Raw genomic sequence first — 17674 nt, 5'->3', positions numbered from 1 at the left:
ATCGACATTATCGCGACGCCGGCCCCGAACGGTACAAGGCCACGCTCGACGCCGTGCTCGCCGAGCCAAAGCCGACGGCATCTTGGTGATGAACTGCCCCACGGCGCTCGCCTCCTCGACGGACGCCGCGCAGGCGGTGCTCGATGCCATCGCGCAAGCCCCACACCCGAGAAAGGTGCCCCCGATCCTCACCAATTGGCTCGGCCAGGACGCCGCCCACGAGGCGCGGCAGAAGTTCCGCGCGGCCGGCATTCCCACCTACGAATCGCCGAACGACGCCATCCAAGGCTTCTTCTATTTGTGGCAGTACACCAAGGCCCAGGAATCCTTGATGCGCGCGCCGCCGAAGAGCACGGGTCCCACCACGATCGCCGACGAGGCGGCCCGCGCCATCATGCGCACGGCGGTCCGCTCCGGGCGCACGCTTCTGACCGAGCCCGAGTCGAAGGCCGTGCTGTCCGCGTTCGGCATTCCCACCGTGGCCACGCGCGTCGCGACTACTCCCGAGGATGTCGCGGACATCGCCCATGCGCTTCTGAAGCAGTCGGAGTCGGTGGTGGTGAAAATCCTCTCCGACGACATTTCGCACAAATCGGACATTGGCGGCGTGCGCCTCGGCTTGCGCTCGCCGCAAGAGGCGTGTCACGCGGCGGAGCGCATGCTGGCGCGGGCGGCGGAGACCTGTCCGCAGGCACGCATCCAAGGCTTCACCGTGCAGCCGATGATCGTGCGCAAACAGGCGCATGAGCTGCTCTTGGGCGTCTACGAGGATCCGCTGTTCGGTCCCATGATCCTGTTCGGCTCCGGCGGGACGGCGACCGAGATCATCAACGACACGGCCGTTGCGCTGCCGCCACTCGACACCACCCTCGCCCTCGACCTCATGGAGCAGACACGCGTTTGCCGATTGCTCAAAGGCTATCGCGACCGGCCCCCCGCCGATCTTGCCGGCATCGCCTCGGCGCTGGTGCAGTTGTCACAACTGGTGGTCGACTGCCCGGCGGTCAAGGAACTCGACATCAACCCGCTGATTGCCGACGAGACGGGCGTGATCGCGCTCGATGCCCGTATCCGCATCGATCCGGACTTGGTGGAGATGGACGGACCCAATCCGCGGCTCGCGATCCGCCCCTACCCGAACCAATGGGAACGGTGGACCGAGACCGAAGACGGCGAGCGCATCCTGATCCGTCCGATCAAGCCCGCCGACGAGCATCTCTACGACAATTTCGTCGCCAGGCTTTCGCCGGAAGATATTCGCTTCCGGTTCCTGGCGCCGCGCAAGGAATTCTCGCACAAGTTCGTCGCACGCTTCACCCAGATCGACTATGCGCGCGCCATGGCCTTCGTGGCTCTCAACAGGGAGGAGACCGAACTGTATGGGATCGCGCGCCTCGCCGCCGATCCCGACTACACGAAGGGCGAATACGCCATCATCGTGCGCAGCGACCTGAAGGGAACCGGCCTTGGCTGGATGCTGATGCGCAATCTGATCCGCTACGCCGAGCGGGAGGGGCTACAGGAACTGACTGGAGACGCTTGGAGCAGAATACGCGCATGCTCGAAATGTGCCGGGCACTGGGCTTCGAGGTTTCCGCCGACCCGGAAGATCTGTCCTTGCGCAAGGTGCGGCTGAAGCTCCCCGCCCCTATCCAGGACGCCGCTTAGCCCTACTCAGGCGCCAAATGCGGGGTCAGCTCGTGGTCGGGCACGTTGGTGAGGTCTTTCTGAAGGTCGCCGACAACGCGCTTCGACACGGGCCCGGCTAGCTTGTGCTTCAGCTCGGTGAGCACGCCCGCCGGCGCCACCAATATCAGTTCGTCGAAAGCGCCGCGTTCGTGCTCGCTCGACAACTCTTCGGCGACCAGGCTGACGAAGTCCTCCTTGGCCGCCTCTTTCGGATCCTGACGGGGCTCAATGGCGGAACGCCCCGTGGTGGCGCTCTCCATTACACGTCCGGGCCTGTCGGTGCCGAGATCGCGGGCGCGGCTATGGAGATCCTTGGAGACGAAGCTGGCCACGGTGCGAAAGGCCCCGTTCTCGTCGCGCTCGACGAAGCGGGCACGCCCACCATCGGCGATCGCGTACCAGAGCTTCGGCTTCTTCATCACTCCGTCTCTTGATCTTTCAAGCTCATGATATAGGCGGCCAAGTCCTCCAACTCGGACTTGGTGATGGGGATCACCGGCATCGGATGCTTGGGCATCACGATCTTGGCCATGATCGAGCCTTCCGTCTGACTTTGCAAGTTGCCTATCTCATGAAAGCTCGGCACGTCGACGTTGACTTGCTCCTGGGCGCTGGAGACGAGATGACAGTTGGAACAGAGGCGCTCCGCCAGGACCTTGCCATATGCGGGATCGGGCGCGCTGGTGACCGGCCCGGCAAGACTCACAGTTGGGGAAATGAGTGCGAGCGCAAGTGCTGTGAGGACGACCTTCATGGAGACCGCGCGCGTCAAGCCGCCAACGCCTCGAGCTTGGCCATGTCGCGCACGGTCACGCGGCGCGCGGACTCAAGCTTGATAACGCCCGCCTCCTTGAGCTCGGCGAACATGCGCGAAACGGTCTCTAGCGTCAGACCGAGATAATCGGCGATGTCATGGCGCGGCATGGCGAGTTCGAGGATGCCGTCGGCGTGCGAGCGGCGTGCCATTTCCACAAGGAAGGCGGCAAGACGTTCGAGCGCGTTCTTGCGGCCCAGAAGGAGCAGATGATCTTGCGTCTGGCGCAGACCGATCATCGCGCGGTTGAGCAGTTCATGGACGAAGCCGCTCGAGGCGGTCGCGCTCAACAGGCTGTGCCATTTGAAAGCGATCACCTTGACCGGGACGATCGCCTCGGCGGAGGCATGATGCACGTCGTCGACCTCAAAGCCGAACATGTCGCCGGGGAGATGGAAGGCGCTGATCTGACGGCGGCCGTCGGGGAGAAGCTGGGAGACGCGGACCACGCCGGAGACGAGCTTATAAACGTAGCCCGCCTTTTCACCTTCGGCGAAGATCTCGGTGTTGCGCGCGAAGTTCATGGGCACGCTCGAAGGATAAAGGGACTCCGGTTCACCCCTGCCGGCAAATGCGAATGGGGACGGCCGCTGGTTCGATCTCTGAAGTTCGATAGGGGTCGGCGTCAGCATGATGAAGTGATCCTCCCGGAGATCAGTTGCCCAACACCATGGGTACGCCTGGTTGGGGCGACCGAAAATTCGTGCCGATCACCTAAGGGAAACTACGTAGGTCGGGAGGAAGGCTAGGACCGGCGCAAGGCCGCGCGGGAACATCCGTTCCTGCCAATCACTTGACGGATTGTATGGACCAAAGTCGGGCCCATGAGCGGCTGCTCGACGACCTCGGTGACGCCTGCGGACCGGGCGTTGGCAAGCACGCGCCGCGTCGATTCCGAGACCATCAGAATCACAGGCATGCCGTTTCCGGAGAAGAGCCCGCCCGTCACACCATCCACGACGCGCGAGAACACATCCTGATCGAGCACGAGGCAGGCGCCGCGCACGCATGGCGCGCTCATGACGGGAAGCAGCGAGTGCTCGTCGCAGAACCGGGTCTCGTAGCCTTCCAGCTCCAGCGAGAAGCGCAGGCTGTCCGCGAGAACGCCATCGCTGACGGCAATGAGTATGGTTTCGGCCTGCGCCACTTCGATCTCCCTCAAACGCATATCGCAGCCCTGCCTCAACTCATCCTTGCGATGACAAGCTATGCGGGTTGCGGGGAGACGCTTTGAGCCAGGTCAAATCGACGCGGCGCTTCGCCCCGGCTTCATCTCGGAGTGCTGCCGGCGATGGGCACACGGGCGAGAATGGCCATGCGGATCAGCTCGGACAGAGTCTTCGCCTCCATCTTGGCCATGAGATTCGCGCGGTAGACCTCGACGGTGCGCGGGCTGATGCCAAGCGCGGCGGCGATGACCTTGTTGGGCTGTCCCGCCACCAGGCCCTCGAGGACCTGGCGCTCGCGCTCCGAAAGACTGTGAAGCCGCGCGGTGACTACAGCGAAGTCGCCGTCAGGGACACCCTCGGTCCGTTCGAGCGCCGCTTTGACCGCATCGAGAATGGCCTGCTCATCGAACGGCTTCTCGATGAAGTCGACAGCGCCCGCCTTCATCGCTTCCACCGCGAGCGGCACGTCGCCGTGGCCGGTGATGACGATCACCGGCAGGCATGGCGCGCGCTCCTTAAGGCAGTGCAAAAGCTCGATGCCGGTCATCTCGGGCATGCGCACGTCGGTGATGAGGCAGCCGCATTGGATGACATCCAGCCCATCGAGGAAAGACTTCGCGGAGTCGTAGAGGCGCACCGCCAACCCCGCCGAACTCAGCATGAAAGCCAGCGACTGGCGTACCGCCTCGTCATCATCGACGATATGCACGACAGGATTTTCGACCATCAGTCCTCGTTGCGTCCGGCCTGCTCCAACGTGAAGCGAAACACGGTTCCGCCACCCGGATTGGGTTCGGCCCGCATCTTCCCGCCGTGGGCCTCTATGATACGCTTCGAGATCGAGAGACCGACGCCCATGCCCGACGGTTTGGTGGTTACGAACGGCTGAAACAGCCGATCGCCAATCGTTTCGCTCAGACCCTGGCCGGTATCGGCCACACTTATTTCGATCATGCCGCCATCCGCCGCGGCGGTTGTCACCAGCAATTCCTTGCGAACACACTCATGCATGGCCTCGATGGCATTGCGTATGAGGTTGAGCAGCACCTGCTGAATCTGAATCTTTTCCACCAGAACCGTATCGGTGTTGCTGGCGAACCGGAACAGCGTCCTCACGCCCTCCTCCTGCGCGCCCACCAGCGCCAGCGCGCTCGCCTCTTCGATGAGCTTGCTGAGATTCTCGGGCCGCTTCTCGGCCTCGCCGCGTGCAACGAACTCGCGGAGCTGCCGGATGATCTGACCGGCACGCAGCGTCTGCTTGGTGGTTTCTCCGAGCGCCTCACGAACCTTGGCTACGTTCTCGCCATCGACTTTTTCCAGCAAACCTGCTGCACCCCTGAAGGTAGTTGGAGATGGCCGAGAGGGGCTGGTTGATCTCGTGCGCGAGGTCGTAGCCATCTCACCCATCGCGGTGAGGCGCGACAATCGCGCAAGCTCCGTCTGGAGTTCCTGCAATTGGTGTTCGGTCTCCTGCCGCTCGGTGAGGTCACTGATGAAGCCGGTGAAGAATCGGCTCTCGCCGGACTGCACTTCGGCCACTTCGAGCTTCATGGGAAAGGTCGAGCCGTCCTTGCGCAGCCCGGTGACGACCCGATCGATGCCGATGATGCGCTTCTCACCGGTGGCCAGATAGCGAGAGATATAGGCGTCATGCTCCTCGCGGTAGGGAGACGGCATCAGCAAAGAGACATTCTTGCCGATGACGGCGGCCTCCCGGTGGCCGAAGAGCCGTTCGGCTGCGGCGTGAATGACTGGATCCCACCTTTCTCGCTGATGACCACGGTCGCATCGGGCACCGTGTCGAGCACCGACCGCAGATGCGCCTCCCGCGCGCGCAGAGCCTCTGCCTGACGTCTGCTGCGGATGCGTGTGCGGCGGAGCAGTTCGCCCAGCCACGAGATTCCGAGACCGACCGTGGAGAAGACGACCGTCTCCAGGGCCACAGTCGGAGGAAGATCGCCTTTGCCGGTCAGAAAGAGCCCCAAGACGGCGAAAATGGTTGTCGCAAGCACCCCTGGGCCGACACCGCCAAAGCCCGCGGCGACGACCACCCCGGGAATGAAGATCAGGAATGAGGCGCGGCCTTGGAGCCAGGGATAGAGGCCCCAGGCGAGGAGCGCCGAAACGACGACCGCGGCGATCGCCACCCCGTAATGGACGCCGCTCGTGTGCGGATCGGCCATCGCGCGGCGGAAGCGCTCGATCCGACTGTCCGGAACTTTTGTCAGGGGGGCGTGCATGGCGAAAGTCTAGCCTCCGGTGCCGGGCCACGCCCACTCTATTTCCAGGGCGCCCGGCTATCGCAATTCTGTTAGCTCTGTATTGTTAGCTTTCCCGATCCTGCGACATTGGCGCAGAGTGCTTGTCCTACCGGAGGAGACCATGGCCACGACCGACGCCGAAATGCCAGACCACAAGGCTTTGCGCGAAGACCTGCAAGAGATCGCCGCGCGTCTCGCGAATTTACGGTCGGACATCGACGGCTTGATGGGCGCGGCGGGCGCGACCGCCAGTCATCAGGCCGAAGCCCTCCAGGACCAAGCGAGCGAGGCTTTGGCGAACTTCGAGGACGCCGTGCGGCGCGAGCCTCTCAAGTCGCTCGCCATCGCAGCCGGGGCCGGCTTCGTGCTCGGGATCCTTCTCCGCCGCTAGAGCCATTTGCGCGGCGCACCCGCCGGCTCAGTGCATCATCAGCACGGCGACGTCCGTGTTGCGCAGGACATGGAGCGTCGCGCCGCCGAAGATCCATTCGCGCCACCGCCAGTGCCCATACCCGCCCATGACGAGGAGAACGCCGCTGCCGGCGGCCGTGAGCAGGCGTCGCCGACCTCACGCCCACCCAGCGGGACCGTTTCCATCTCGACGGGAAGGCCGGCCATCGCGAGATAGCCTGTCATGGCGGAAGCGGTATCATCCTCTTCCTCTTCGCCGTCCTCGGCGATGCTGATCAGCCTGACGCGCTTGGCGGCTTCGAGAAACGGCGCCGCGGCGGCGATGGCCCGAACGGCCTCGGGGGCGTCCTTCCACGCAATCACCACGGTCTCGCCGATCGTCGTGCCGGCCTCGTCCGGCACGACGAGAACCGGACGGCCCGAGTGGAACAAGGCCGCATCGCGCGCCGGCTCGAACATCCCGTCCTCTCTGGCGGCGATGCTGGGCAATACGGTGAGATCGGAGACCTTGGCGCGCTGAGCGACGGCGGGGCCGACCAAGCCTTCGACGGTGAGGAGGTCCGCCTTGACGTCAGGATGAGCGCCGAGCGCTTCCTCGAACCAATCCGTGGCCAGGCGTTCTTCCTCATCGACCTGCTTCCTGGCGACATCCTCCAGCTGGCCGAAATAGACGGGGCTCAGCTCGGTCGCATAAGGCAGCCGCTGGGCCGGGGGCGGACAGGGATGCAGCACTTCGAGCGCGCAACCGAAGCGCTTGGCGAGCCCGAAGGCCGCCGCGGCGCACGCGGCGCTGGTGCCGGCCGAGTCGATCGGAAGCAGCAGTCTCACAGGTTTCACGGGTTCTCTCCCACGGGTCCGGGCGTCTCCGCACCTTCGCCCCATGCGGGTCAAAACGCGTTGACGCACCTCAAAGAACGCTGTCGCCTTTTCTCCGCATTCTGGCGCACAATATATCCCAGATGTCTCAGGCGTTTTTGAAGACGGTAAGTAAGAAAGAGGCGCTTATGGAAATCCCCTTGGAAGTCAACTTCCGCAACATGGACCCCTCGCCCGCCGTCGAGGCGCGCATCCGCGAAAAAGCGGCGAAGCTCGAGCGCTTCCATGACCGCATCATCGGTTGCACGGTCGTGGTGGAAGCTCCGCATCGGCATCATCACAAGGGCAAGCTTTACAGCGTGCATATCGATATCAGCGTGCCGGGCAAGGACTTGGTCGTGGACCGGGCCAAACCGCTCGACCATTCGCACGAGGACGTCTACGTGGCCGTGCGCGATGCCTTCAACGCCGCAGTGCGGCGTCTCGAGGACTATACGAGCAAGTTGCGCGGCGATGTGAAGACTTCAACCCGGGGCGGCGCCGCCTCGCTCGCGGAGTAAGCGTCCGCCTCAGGTCTTCCAGAAGGCTTTGACGTCGGTGAAGTGTTCATAGGCACGCTCGGCCTCGTCGATCCATTTTTGTTCATCGTCCGGGCCGGTGTCGGGCGCGGCGAGGCGCGCATCCATTGACTCCTCGCCGTCCTTGGCCAGAAGCACGCGCCGGGTAGCAATGTCGTTGAGCGTCCCAAGCGCATCCTGAAGAGACTGGAGCGCGCCGAGCGACTTCTTCTGCCGCTTGGCGCTCTTCTTGCCCGTGAAGGTGGCGGCGAAGAACTCGGTGGCATAGCGCAAGCGCTTGGCGCGGATGCGCAGTCTGTGCCGCTCGGCCGCGCTCAGGTCGCGCAAGTCCTTGCCTTTTTTCTTGATCGTGCGCCGCAGCTTCGAGAGCTTTTTCGCGGCATAACCGGTGACCGGGTCCTTGGCTTGGGCGTTGCCCTCCCAGCCGCCGATCTCGATCCAAGCGCCAAGATCGAGCAAGGCACCGCGGAAGCGCGCGGAGCTGCCCGCCTCGAAGGCGCGGGCATAAGCCTCGGCACGGCGCTCCATGAGGTCGCGGTAGACCGCTTCCAGATCGGGATCGTCCGGATGCGCCGCGCGCCGTGGCTCCAAGATGTCGGCGCGAAAACGTCGAGGTCGCGCGCCGGTCCGAGTTCGCCGCCAATCCATTTCAAGGACTCGGTGACGGCCTCGCGGTCCCGGTCGGCCACCACGTCGCCGAACAGTGCGATGGCCGCCCGCAAGCGCCGCAAGCCGACGCGCATCTGATGCAGCGCCTCGGGCCGGCCGTCACCCATGGCCGGCGCGTTGACGATGATCTGGCGCAGACAGTTGCGCGCGACGGTACGGAAGGCTTGCGCGCAGCTCATCTCGGGCGTGACTATGACAGCCTGTGCCTTCTCGAACGCCTGGTCGCCGTCGTCGAGAAGCTCGAAGCCGCGCTCCGCCTTGGTCTTGACGCCGAGCGTGAGGGGCACGGTCTCGGCGAGAGCCTTGGCCAGCGAGAACAGCGCGCGCCTGTCGCCTGACTTGAGCTCGAGTTCCAGCTCGCAGATCGGCGCCGCCTTGATGCCAGCGGTGATCTCGCCCTCGTCCACCGCCAGTTCGATTTCCGCACCCTCATGGGCCAGCTGGTACGCCTTACGCCGAAACCGTGTGTGAAAGCGGGGGGACAGTGCGGCACGCAGCTCGGCGGTGAGAAGCGGCTCGAGCGCGGTGCCCGCGGCGGCGTCAAGGTCCAGCGCATGCGTGCGCAGTGAGCACTCCCATTCGTCCCGCTCCAGGAACTCGCCCGTCCCACGCGCGGTCTTGATGGTCTGTACGTAGCCGTCGCCGGTGGCTCGCACCCGCAAGAACACGCCCGCTTCGCGCAACGCATCTTCGCCAGTGTCGTAATAGGTTGAGATCAACTCGCGGACGTTCGGTGCGCCCGCCGCATCCAGGATGGGGTGCGCCGCGATCAGACCATGATCGGCCGGATCGAACGTGAGCTTGAGCTCAATCTCCGTTGCCTCGTGCTCCGGCTTTCCCGCTGCCACACTCCAACTCCCGATGAATGCGAGCCGGCTTCGCCCGCCCACTCGCGTGCCGCCGGAGGTACCCTGGTTGCTGGAGGGGAAAAACCTACATCTGACTGTCACAATCAACCCCGCTGTCCCAGTTGGGATGCGGCGCGCGCAACGCAGGTTCTAAGGGGGAAGTGTGACAGCCGATACGGTCAGGCCGAGCGCGCCCGATCGGGCCGCACCGCGGCGACGGCTGGCCGCAAGCGGGAAGGCGAGGTGCGGATCGCCGTGCACTGCGCGGCGACGACCATGTCCTCGTCCGATTCGAGGAAAGCGACCTGATTACGGCCTGCCCGCTTGGCGATATAAAGCGCCGCGTCGGCCCGCCGAAACAGGTTCGAGAGATCCGCATCCACCTCCGTGTCGGTGGCGACGCCCACGCTGACGGTCGCCCCGATAGCCAGACCGTTGACGAACGCGGCCGAGCGGGAAAAGGCCCGGCGCACGCGCTCCGCGGCCTCCACGGCGGCGGCTGCCTCGACGCCGGGAAGAATGGCGGCGAACTCCTCGCCCCCCAAACGCCCGACGATGCTGTTGACCTTGAGATTCTTCTCCGCGGTCATGGCGAAGACCTTGAGCACCTCATCGCCGAGACTGTGGCCATAGGAATCGTTGGTGTCCTTGAAGTGATCGAGGTCGAGGATCAGCACCGAGACCGGGGTGCCGCCCAGGATACGGCGTTGGGCGACGGCATCGGCCACCTCGAACAACGCACGCCGGTTGGGCAACCCCGTGAGGCTGTCGGTCAGGGCATCGACACGCTGCTCCTGCTCTTGCCGCTCTTTTGCCATGGCCAGCACGACAAAGGCCAAGGCGGTCCGGAGAAGCAAGGTGATGAGGATAACGATCGGGAACCAGCTGCTGTAGAACACCGTGCCGAGCTCCGGGATCGGCTTGATCACGATCAACGGGAGCCAAGACAGGAAGCTCGCGCTGGTCAGCGCGAGAAGCAGGATCGCGAGCCAGCGCGAAGGCAATTGCTCACCGTGGTCGTAGGCAAGCTCGGTGGCGGCCGCGAAGTTGTAGGCCGCGGTCAGCACGCAGACCAGCATCAGCCTGTCGTTAAACGTCTCGACAAGGCCCGTGCCGGCCGCCAGGAGCAAGATGACCGGCCCCACGAAGATGTAGAGAAGGCTCGAGTCGCGCTGCGAGAATTCGCGGCAGGCCCGCCACTTCACGCCGGCCCCTAGGATCATCACGGCCTGGCCCAGCACAAAGGCGTCCAGGAAGCCGCCTCGTGAGACGTTGGCCATCACGATCCCGACACTGATGAGGAGCATGGCCAAGCCCCACATGCCGACGAAGGACGCTCCGCCTTGGCGCGCCCAATTGAAGATGAGCACAAGACCAAGGACCGCGGTGATCGCGATCGCCACGATCGAAATCGTCGACATGTCGAGGTGCATAGTCTCTCGCTTGGCGGGATCTTGACTTGCCGCAACCTAGCCGAAAGGGCCTGACGACAGGCTTTATGGCGCCGCTAAATTTTCCAGAAAATTTTAGCGAATACCGCTGCGGGTGGCCGCCAAGCGCGTTTTCGACTTGCGAACGCTTTTCGCCCCCTTGGGCTTGACGGACTCGTCACCCTCGGAAGCCATGAGCTCGACCCGGTTGCGCCCGGCCCGCTTGGCCGCATAGAGCGCGGCGTCCGCCTGGCGCAATAAGGCGCTGATATCGCCGGCCCCCTCGCCCGATCGCGTGCTGCTGGCAACACCGACGCTCACCGTGGCGCCGACCGGCAGCCCCTTGCATCGTTCCGCTTCCACGGCGAATGCGCGTCTAATGTCCTCCGCCAAGGCCACCGCCGAGGCCGGGCCGACCCCGACGAGGAGCGCCGCGAACTCTTCGCCGCCGATGCGGACCACCGAATCTCCGGCCTTGAGCTTGTCTCTTGCCGTGTCCGCAAAGCTTGTGAGGACACAATCTCCGATCTCGTGCCCGAAGGTGTCGTTGATCTCCTTGAAGCGGTCGAGATCGAAGAAAAGAACCGAGATCTGGGCATCGCCCGCCAAACGCTCGCGCTCGAGCTTCTCGATCCGTTCATAGAACGCCCGCCGGTTTGGGAGCCCCGTAAGCGAGTCCGTCGTAGCGATCAGGCGTTGCTTCATCTCCTGTTGCTGCTTTTCCATTGCCAGCACAACAAAGGCCAGAGCAATCCGCATGACTATCATGCCGACCGAGATGTTCGAGAACCACCCCTCGCCATAGGCTTCGCTCGGAAGGTGGAACGGCACCTTGCCCGACAGTGCAAGCGGAACAATAAGGAGGACGGCGATCGCCGTACCGCACAACAGGACAACCGCCGGCCAGTAGGAGATGAGTCTCTCCCCCTTGGCTCTCGCGAGCTCGAAGGCGGCGCCGAGATTGACGAAGGCCGTGAGCATGCTGAAGAGCACGAAACGATCACGAAGCTCGTCAAGCATACCGGAAAAGGCGGTGAGCAGAAACACGAGCGGGCCAGCGAGCGCCCAGACCGCGGGCGTCGGCCGGTCCGCAAAGTCCCGCGATGCGGTCCATTTCACGTTGTCGGACAGCAGCATCACCGCGAGCCCGGCGGTAATAAGGTCCGGCGCGTTTGCAAGCGCCCCCGCCGAGACGACGACGAGGCCGCCGGCCTGCACAAACATGATCAGCGCCCACCAGCCCACAAGGCGCGCGTCGCGCTCCCTCAACCAGGTATGCAACAGCACCAAGCCAAGGACCGTGGTCATCGTGATGTCCACGGCCGACACTGTCTTCATGTCGAGAAGCATGGCGGGATCGAGCTCGGTGCAAGGGTAACCGAGGGGCCCTCAAAGCAAACTCATGCCGCCCCGAATCTCGGCAGCCTTAGCAGATATTTGTCAGAGCGTCAGCAGCTGCCAGTCTTTACCGCCTCGAAGAATTTGGTATTCGGGCAAAACTCTTGCGGCTGCCCCTCGCTATTCTTGGCGAGCCAATCGCGGCACAAGGACTTGCAGCCGCAGCCGACGCAATTCGCCCGCGCCTGACATAAGACTGACCGCCGTCCACGTCGACGGCCTCCAGCAGATCGACGCCGGTGACTTGCATCATGTCGTCCATGAGCAACGTCTCATGGAAGCCTGACAGCTCGTGCTTGAAACCCTTCATGATTTTCCCCCTGCCCGATTGGGCGCGCTTGCATACGCAGCCTCTTCGCGAGGTAAGCGCGGGGGGACCTTCGCGACCTTGAGGCAAATCAAGACGGTATGGGCTTTGCGCTAGGCGCCTTTTTCGGCGCGCTCGATCCCGGCGCGGATGAGGTCGGCCGCCTCGGCGTGCTCCGCCCAGCGCACGACCTTCACCCACTTCCCCTGCTCCAGGTCCTTGTAGTGCTCGAAGAAGTGGCCAATCTGCTCCACCAAGATTCTCGGGGAGGTCGCGGTAGCTCGTGACGCGCTTATAGAAGGGGTGCAGTTCGTCGATGGGTACGGCGATGACTTTCTCGTCGATGCCTTCTCGTCCTCCATAAGCAGCGCGCCTATGGGACGCGCGCGGATGACCACGCCCGAGGCTACCGGCGTCGGAGCAATCACCATGCAGTCCACCGGGTCGCCGTCCTCCGAAAGCGTATGCGGGATGAAGCCGTAATTCGCCGGATAGAACATGGAGGTGTGCAAGAAACGGTCGACGAACAGCGCGCCGGACTTCTTGTCCATTTCATATTTCACCGGCGACCCGCCTTGCGGGATCTCGATGATGACGTTGACTTCGTGCGGCGGATTGGCGCCGACGGGAATATTGAGCAGGCTCATGAAAATCCGATCTCCTAAAGCTCCGCGGCGACGGCGCGTTCGTCCAGCGCAGCGGTCTTGATCAAGGCGAATACCCGCTCGCCGGGAGCAAGTCCAAGCTCGTCGATGGCTTTGCGCGTGGCGAGGGCAAAAAGATGGCCGTGGCCGTCGAGGTCAATGGCAACACCCGTGAGCGGCCCGTCGTCGGTCTCGAGCCCGCCCACGGTACCGGAGAGCGTATTGCGGATGCTGGTATCGCGGCCGGGTCCGCGTGCCAGGGCAATGTCAGTCGATTTGACCACGATGCGCACCTCTTGTCCCGGCGTTCCGGCCCGGCCGACCAGCCAGATCTTGCCGGCAGGATGGGAAATTTCCGTGAGCCCGTAATTCTCGTCGATGGCCGACAGCGTGCCGGTCACCACCGAGGCGCGCGCGAAGCGGCTGAGGCCCGCCGCCCTCAATGCGGGGCCCAGGGCTTCCTCCACCGGACCGATTGCGGCGACGCGGCCGTTTTCCAGCACCACGACCCGCGCGGCGAGCCGCGTGACCTCCTCGACGGCGTGGGAGACGTAGACGATAGGAATGCCAAAAGCATCGCGCAAGGATTCGATCAGGGGCAGAATTTCCAGCTTCCGTTCGATGTCGAGCGAGGCGAGCGGCTCGTCCATGAGCAGGAGCGCGGGCGAGGTCAGGAGCGCGCGCCCGATGGCCACCCGCTGCTTCTCGCCGCCGGAAAGAAGAGCGGGCTTCCGCCCGAGCAGGTGGCCGATGCCGAGCGTCTCGACGACCGGATCGAAGGCCACGCGGCCCGCGGCCTCTCCGGCGAACCACCGACCGTAGACGAGGTTCTGCTTCACCGTGAGGTGCGGAAACAGCCGGGCGTCCTGAAACACGAGGCCGATCCGCCGGCGATGGGGTGGCACGAAAACGCCGGTCTCGGTGTCCACCAAGGTCCGGCCATCGAGCACGATCCGCCCGCGGTCCGGGCGGGCGAGCCCGGCAATCAGGTTGATGGTCATGGTCTTGCCGGCGCCCGAACGGCCGAACAGGCAGGTGATGCCCGCCTCGTTCTCGAACGCGACATCGAGATCGAAGGCGCCGAGCTTGAGCGCCACATCGACGCCGATCATGAAAGGGCCGTGCCGGTCATCGACCTCGCTTAACCCGAAGCCCGCCAGCCGTCCAGGAGCCGAAAGTCGTAGGCGCGGCCTTCCGAGGGACCGGCAGCCCGCATAAGCTCCCGCCTCGGACACCGATCCTTTGGAGCGCACCCTGTGCTGTCCATTTTCGACATTATCGCCGGCTTGCTCACGCTGACCGCCGTCTTCGCCTGGGCCAATCACCGGTACTTGCGGCTGCGAACAATGTCGGGCTGCTGGTCATGGGGCTCGCCGCCTCGATCGTGCTGGTCCTCCTCGAGATCTCCATCCCGGAGGTCGCCCTGTTCGGCCAGATCGAGGGCTTCATCGAGAAGATCAATTTCTCCGAGACATTGCTCGACGGCATGCTCGCTTTCCTGTTGTTCGCCGGCGCGCTTCAGATCGACTTGTCGCTGTTGCGAGACCGGGCCTGGACGGTGGGCGCCATGGCGACGCTGGGGGTGGTCATCTCCACCATCCTGGTTGGCGTCATGTTCTGGGGCGCCGGCCAACTGTTCTCCTTGCCCATCTCGTTTGCCTGGGCGCTGGTCTTCGGTGCGCTGATCAGTCCGACAGACCCCATCGCCGTGCTTGCGGTGCTGAAGCAGGCGCGCGTCGCCAAGACGCTGGAAATGGACATGGCCGGCGAGTCCTTGTTCAATGACGGCGTCGGCGTGGTGCTGTTCACCATCCTGCTTGCCGCCGCCATGGGCACCTCGGGCGATTCGGGCATCGATTTCGTCCATATCGCGCGGCTGTTCTTCGTCGAGGCGCTGGGTGGCGCGGCGCTCGGCTTCGTCACGGGCTATCTAGCCTATCTCGCCATGCGCGGCATCGACGATTATCCGATCGAGGTGTTGATCTCGCTCGGACTCGTCACAGGAACTTACGCCGTGGCGCAATCGCTCCATCTCAGCGGTCCGATCGCCGTTGTCGTCTCCGGGGTGCTGATCGGCAATCGCGGCAAGCAATTCGCGATGAGCCAGGATACGCAACGTTACCTGTTCGACTTCTGGAGCCTGATCGACGAGATCCTGAACTCCGTTCTGTTCCTCTTGATCGGGCTCGAAGTGATCGTGCTGCGCTTCGATGTCTCCGTGCTGCCACTGGCGATCGCCGCAATCCCCATCGTGTTCATTGCGCGTCTGTTCTCGGTCGCGTTGCCGATGGCATTCGTCAGCGCCAGACAACGCTTCGTGACCGGCACCGTGCCTATTCTGACTTGGGGTGGCGTGCGGGGCGGTATCTCGGTGGCGCTGGCGCTGTCGATCCCTCTCGTCGACGAACGGTTGCAGATCCTGGCCGCGACCTATGCGGTGGTGCTGTTCACGCTGATCGTGCAGGGCCTGACCTTGCCGGCCGTGGTCCGGCGCTTCGCCCATCCGGCGGCGCGAAAGGACACGGCCTGATTGCGGCCCTTGCGGACTATTCACACCGGGTCCGGTTCGGCTAGAACGGAGCCCCAGCCACACCCGTAATGAACCCAAGAGGAAGCCTCATGCGTTCGGTATTTGCCGCATTTTCTCTCGCAATCGCCGCCCTCAGCTTTGGCTCAGCAGCCGTCCAGGCCGAGGAGGTGCGCTGCCAGGCCATCCGCGACTCGGCCCAGTGCGTCGCCGAACCGAGCTGCTGGTACGATGCGGCCAACAACAAGGGATGTCTCCCGGGCCCGCGGCCCGACGAGGATCGCTGCGCGGTGCATGGCGGCGAGTCCACCTGCAACACAAGCTCTTTCGGTTGCGCTTGGAATGAGTCTGAAAACAAATGCGCGGCCAAGGCCGAGTAGAGGAGCTAACCGCGCCCATGATCGAGCTGCTCAGAGGCTTTCCCGACAATGTCGTGGCGATGAGAGCCCAAGGCGAGGTGACCAAGAAGGACTATGATGAGATCCTGATTCCCGCCATAGAGAAGACCTTGAAGACGCACGACAAGGTCCGCATTCTCTACGAGCTCGGCCCGGACTCGACGGCTACGAGGCGGGCGCGGCCTGGGAGGACTTCAAGGTCGGCATGGAGCACTTCTCCCGGTGGGAGCGCATCGCGGTCATCACCGATGTCGAATGGATCGGCGTCGCCACGCGCCTGTTCAGCGTCTTCCTGCCGGGCACCATCCGCATCTATCCGCACGCCGAGGCCGCCAAAGCACGGCTCTGGATCACGCAGGCCGCATAAGGGCAAGGCCTATTCGTGCCTCAGCGCGTCAATGGGGTTGAGCTGCGCGGCTCGCGCGCCCGGGAAATAGCCAAACACGATTCCGATCAACGCCGAGAAGGCGAAGGCGACCACCACGATGCTCGGGTCGAGCACGAAGGGGATGTCCATGCCGGCGGAGGCCGCGCCCGCAAGGGCCAGCCCCAAGAAGACGCCGACCGTGCCGCCGATCAACGACAGCACCACCGCCTCCACGAGGAACTGCATCAGCACTTGGCTTTCCTGCGCGCCGATGGCCAGGCGAATGCCGATCTCGCGCGTACGCTCGGTCACCGACACCAGCATGATATTCATGATGCCGATGCCGCCGACGAGCAGGCTGACCCCGGCCACGGCGCCGAGAAGCGCCGTGAGGACGCCCGTGGTCGCCGTTTGGGTGTCGGCGATCTGCTTCATGTCGGCAACACGGAAATCGTCCTCCTCGCCTCCGGTAATGCCCCGCCGCTCGCGCAAGAGCCGTTCGATATCGGCCTGCACTTTCGACGTGTCGACGCCGTCCAGGGCCGAAACATTGATGGTGTTGATATCGGTATTGCCCGCGATACGCCGGTGATAGGTGCGCAGCGGCATGAGCACGACGTCGTCGCGATCGCTGCCAAACCCCGACTCACCCTTGGAGGTGAGTACGCCGATCACTTCGCAGGAGACATTGCTGACCCGAAGCCGCTTGCCGATCGCGTCCACTGATCCGAATAGCTTCTCATGCACCGTCTCGCCGACAATGCACACGGCGCGACCGCTTCGCGTCTCGCTGTCCAGGAAATTGCGGCTTCCGCGAGCTCCCAATCCTGCGTGATGACGTAGTCCGCGTCCGTGCCGATCGTACCGACGCTGCGGCTTTCGTTGCCGAAAACGATCGTCGTCGATTGCTGGGCCATGGGCGCCACCGCCTTCACGCCACGCAATTGCTCGCGCAGCTCGGCGATGTCGCGGGCATCGAACGGCTTGGCCGTAGCACTCGCGCGGCCGGGGCCCCATTGCCCAGGGCGGATGAACAGCACATTCGAACCAAGCTTGGCCATCTCCTCCTTGACCTTCTCGGTGGTGCCGTTGCCGATCGTGACCATGGCGATCACGGCGCAGACACCGATGACGATGCCAAGCAGCGTCAGAAAAGAGCGTAAGGCGTTGCGCCGGACGGCCTGCACCGCGAGTTCAGGGTCTCGTAGAACATCAGGCCGCCTCCTGCGCACGGCTGTCGCTTGCGATGCGCCCGTCAAGGAAATGCACGACGCGGCCGGCATATTCGACCATCTCCGGCTCATGGGTGACCATGAGGATGGTGATCCCCTGCTCACGATTGAGCCCG

Annotated in this window: 20 protein-coding genes and 3 pseudogenes; 7 read left to right on the top strand and 16 right to left on the bottom strand. The window is 64.1% G+C overall.

Translation table 11 applies throughout. The annotated features are described in order from the left end of the window. Positions 1-1636, top strand: a 1636-nt coding sequence (locus AUC71_RS07855) for a bifunctional acetate--CoA ligase family protein/GNAT family N-acetyltransferase (protein WP_204376670.1), incomplete at its 5' end; no start/stop codon positions are given. Between the two features lie 34 nt (positions 1637-1670). Here the strand turns inward: AUC71_RS07855 and AUC71_RS07850 are convergent. The 7 genes from AUC71_RS07850 to AUC71_RS22270 all read right to left on the bottom strand — a co-directional run bounded on the left by AUC71_RS07850 (position 1671) and on the right by AUC71_RS22270 (position 5912). Further along, entirely contained in the window at positions 1671-2108 is a 438-nt protein-coding gene (locus AUC71_RS07850) for a host attachment protein (protein WP_069623821.1), read from the bottom strand. Beyond that, entirely contained in the window at positions 2108-2461 is a 354-nt protein-coding gene (locus tag AUC71_RS07845; protein ID WP_069623820.1) for a c-type cytochrome, read from the bottom strand. The genes AUC71_RS07850 and AUC71_RS07845 overlap by 1 nt, the downstream gene beginning before the upstream one ends. After that, positions 2458-3135, bottom strand: coding sequence for a helix-turn-helix domain-containing protein (locus AUC71_RS07840; RefSeq protein ID WP_069623819.1), 678 nt, complete (start codon positions 3133-3135; stop codon positions 2458-2460). The genes AUC71_RS07845 and AUC71_RS07840 overlap by 4 nt, the downstream gene beginning before the upstream one ends. Positions 3136-3248: 113 nt before the next feature. Continuing rightward, the gene (locus AUC71_RS07835) at positions 3249-3671 is read right to left on the bottom strand and encodes a hypothetical protein (protein ID WP_069623818.1); all 423 of its coding nucleotides are present in this window, start codon (positions 3669-3671) and stop codon (positions 3249-3251) included. A gap of 101 nt (positions 3672-3772) precedes the next feature. Next, complete coding sequence (gene fixJ, locus AUC71_RS07830; RefSeq protein WP_069623817.1) at positions 3773-4399, bottom strand: response regulator FixJ; 627 nt, start codon at positions 4397-4399, stop codon at positions 3773-3775. After that, on the bottom strand, positions 4399-5355 hold the full coding sequence (locus AUC71_RS07825) for a PAS domain-containing sensor histidine kinase (protein WP_342021819.1): 957 nt from the start codon (positions 5353-5355) through the stop codon (positions 4399-4401). The genes fixJ and AUC71_RS07825 overlap by 1 nt, the downstream gene beginning before the upstream one ends. Further along, positions 5349-5912: a DUF4118 domain-containing protein gene (locus AUC71_RS22270; RefSeq protein ID WP_342021818.1), complete on the bottom strand. Its 564-nt coding sequence runs from the start codon at positions 5910-5912 to the stop codon at positions 5349-5351. Before AUC71_RS22270 ends, AUC71_RS07825 begins: the two co-directional genes overlap by 7 nt. A 142-nt stretch (positions 5913-6054) precedes the next feature. On the opposite strand from AUC71_RS22270, the gene AUC71_RS07820 reads away from it, so the two are divergent. Continuing rightward, positions 6055-6324, top strand: coding sequence for an ElaB/YgaM/YqjD family protein (locus AUC71_RS07820; protein WP_069623824.1), 270 nt, complete (start codon positions 6055-6057; stop codon positions 6322-6324). Between the two features lie 38 nt (positions 6325-6362). On the opposite strand, the gene AUC71_RS07815 is transcribed toward AUC71_RS07820, so the two are convergent. After that, positions 6363-7181, bottom strand: a complete 819-nt coding sequence (locus AUC71_RS07815) for a hypothetical protein (protein ID WP_141701539.1) — start codon at positions 7179-7181, stop codon at positions 6363-6365. Between the two features lie 167 nt (positions 7182-7348). Here AUC71_RS07815 and AUC71_RS07810 point away from each other — a divergent pair, with 167 nt between their 5' ends. Beyond that, a complete protein-coding gene (locus AUC71_RS07810) occupies positions 7349-7720 on the top strand; it encodes an HPF/RaiA family ribosome-associated protein (RefSeq protein WP_069623823.1) in 372 nt (123 codons plus the stop codon). A 9-nt stretch (positions 7721-7729) separates the two neighbouring features. On the opposite strand, the gene AUC71_RS21930 is transcribed toward AUC71_RS07810, so the two are convergent. From AUC71_RS21930 to modC, 7 genes and pseudogenes are all read right to left on the bottom strand, one after another. Continuing rightward, complete coding sequence (locus AUC71_RS21930; protein ID WP_083238188.1) at positions 7730-8386, bottom strand: CHAD domain-containing protein; 657 nt, start codon at positions 8384-8386, stop codon at positions 7730-7732. Continuing rightward, positions 8350-9255 (bottom strand): annotated as a pseudogene (locus tag AUC71_RS21925) (CYTH and CHAD domain-containing protein); the annotation flags it as partial. The pseudogene AUC71_RS21925 and the gene AUC71_RS21930, both read right to left, overlap by 37 nt. A 179-nt stretch (positions 9256-9434) precedes the next feature. After that, the gene (locus AUC71_RS07800) at positions 9435-10676 is read right to left on the bottom strand and encodes a GGDEF domain-containing protein (protein ID WP_158007751.1); all 1242 of its coding nucleotides are present in this window, start codon (positions 10674-10676) and stop codon (positions 9435-9437) included. 105 nt (positions 10677-10781) lie between these two features. Next, entirely contained in the window at positions 10782-12035 is a 1254-nt protein-coding gene (locus AUC71_RS07795) for a GGDEF domain-containing protein (RefSeq protein ID WP_069623814.1), read from the bottom strand. A 98-nt stretch (positions 12036-12133) separates the two neighbouring features. Continuing rightward, positions 12134-12232 (bottom strand): hypothetical protein, encoded by a 99-nt coding sequence (locus tag AUC71_RS22645; protein ID WP_425283367.1) that lies wholly within the window; start codon positions 12230-12232, stop codon positions 12134-12136. A gap of 271 nt (positions 12233-12503) precedes the next feature. Further along, on the bottom strand, positions 12504-13037 hold the full coding sequence (gene ppa, locus AUC71_RS07785; protein WP_069623812.1) for an inorganic diphosphatase: 534 nt from the start codon (positions 13035-13037) through the stop codon (positions 12504-12506). Between the two features lie 14 nt (positions 13038-13051). Continuing rightward, positions 13052-14146 carry a molybdenum ABC transporter ATP-binding protein gene (gene modC / locus AUC71_RS07780; protein ID WP_069623811.1) on the bottom strand — a complete coding sequence of 365 codons (1095 nt, stop codon included), beginning with the start codon at positions 14144-14146 and terminating at the stop codon, positions 13052-13054. 251 nt (positions 14147-14397) lie between these two features. Between modC and AUC71_RS07775 the strand changes: the two genes are divergently transcribed. From AUC71_RS07775 to AUC71_RS20225, 4 genes and pseudogenes are all read left to right on the top strand, one after another. After that, positions 14398-15564 (top strand): cation:proton antiporter, encoded by a 1167-nt coding sequence (locus tag AUC71_RS07775; RefSeq protein WP_342021817.1) that lies wholly within the window; start codon positions 14398-14400, stop codon positions 15562-15564. An 89-nt stretch (positions 15565-15653) separates the two neighbouring features. After that, entirely contained in the window at positions 15654-15941 is a 288-nt protein-coding gene (locus tag AUC71_RS07770) for a hypothetical protein (RefSeq protein WP_141701537.1), read from the top strand. Beyond that, positions 15920-16066 (top strand): annotated as a pseudogene (locus tag AUC71_RS22640) (hypothetical protein); the annotation flags it as partial. The gene AUC71_RS07770 and the pseudogene AUC71_RS22640, both read left to right, overlap by 22 nt. A gap of 98 nt (positions 16067-16164) precedes the next feature. Further along, positions 16165-16326, top strand: coding sequence for a SpoIIAA family protein (locus AUC71_RS20225; protein WP_204376669.1), 162 nt, complete (start codon positions 16165-16167; stop codon positions 16324-16326). 9 nt (positions 16327-16335) lie between these two features. Here the strand turns inward: AUC71_RS20225 and AUC71_RS07760 are convergent. Then, a pseudogene (locus AUC71_RS07760) lies at positions 16336-17539 on the bottom strand (ABC transporter permease). Between the last annotated feature and the right edge of the window lie 135 nt (positions 17540-17674).

Source organism: Methyloceanibacter marginalis (genome assembly GCF_001723295.1).
GTDB lineage: Bacteria > Pseudomonadota > Alphaproteobacteria > Rhizobiales > Methyloligellaceae > Methyloceanibacter > Methyloceanibacter marginalis.
This window is presented reverse-complemented; position numbering and strand designations above follow the sequence as displayed.

What these genes read in the sequence shown, in the direction of transcription:
- AUC71_RS07850 (WP_069623821.1), bottom strand. Translation starts at nt 2,108, where the DNA reads ATGAAGAAGCCGAAGCTCTGGTACGCGATCGCCGATGGTGGGCGTGCC.
- AUC71_RS07840 (WP_069623819.1), bottom strand. Translation starts at nt 3,135, where the DNA reads ATGCTGACGCCGACCCCTATCGAACTTCAGAGATCGAACCAGCGGCCG.
- AUC71_RS07835 (WP_069623818.1), bottom strand. Translation starts at nt 3,671, where the DNA reads ATGCGTTTGAGGGAGATCGAAGTGGCGCAGGCCGAAACCATACTCATT.
- fixJ (WP_069623817.1), bottom strand. Translation starts at nt 4,399, where the DNA reads ATGGTCGAAAATCCTGTCGTGCATATCGTCGATGATGACGAGGCGGTA.
- AUC71_RS22270 (WP_342021818.1), bottom strand. Translation starts at nt 5,912, where the DNA reads ATGCACGCCCCCCTGACAAAAGTTCCGGACAGTCGGATCGAGCGCTTC.
- AUC71_RS07820 (WP_069623824.1), top strand. Translation starts at nt 6,055, where the DNA reads ATGGCCACGACCGACGCCGAAATGCCAGACCACAAGGCTTTGCGCGAA.
- AUC71_RS07810 (WP_069623823.1), top strand. Translation starts at nt 7,349, where the DNA reads ATGGAAATCCCCTTGGAAGTCAACTTCCGCAACATGGACCCCTCGCCC.
- AUC71_RS21930 (WP_083238188.1), bottom strand. Translation starts at nt 8,386, where the DNA reads ATGGATTGGCGGCGAACTCGGACCGGCGCGCGACCTCGACGTTTTCGC.
- AUC71_RS07800 (WP_158007751.1), bottom strand. Translation starts at nt 10,676, where the DNA reads ATGTCGACGATTTCGATCGTGGCGATCGCGATCACCGCGGTCCTTGGT.
- AUC71_RS07795 (WP_069623814.1), bottom strand. Translation starts at nt 12,035, where the DNA reads ATGCTTCTCGACATGAAGACAGTGTCGGCCGTGGACATCACGATGACC.
- ppa (WP_069623812.1), bottom strand. Translation starts at nt 13,037, where the DNA reads ATGAGCCTGCTCAATATTCCCGTCGGCGCCAATCCGCCGCACGAAGTC.
- modC (WP_069623811.1), bottom strand. Translation starts at nt 14,146, where the DNA reads ATGATCGGCGTCGATGTGGCGCTCAAGCTCGGCGCCTTCGATCTCGAT.
- AUC71_RS07775 (WP_342021817.1), top strand. Translation starts at nt 14,398, where the DNA reads ATGGGGCTCGCCGCCTCGATCGTGCTGGTCCTCCTCGAGATCTCCATC.
- AUC71_RS07770 (WP_141701537.1), top strand. Translation starts at nt 15,654, where the DNA reads ATGCGTTCGGTATTTGCCGCATTTTCTCTCGCAATCGCCGCCCTCAGC.
- AUC71_RS20225 (WP_204376669.1), top strand. Translation starts at nt 16,165, where the DNA reads ATGGAGCACTTCTCCCGGTGGGAGCGCATCGCGGTCATCACCGATGTC.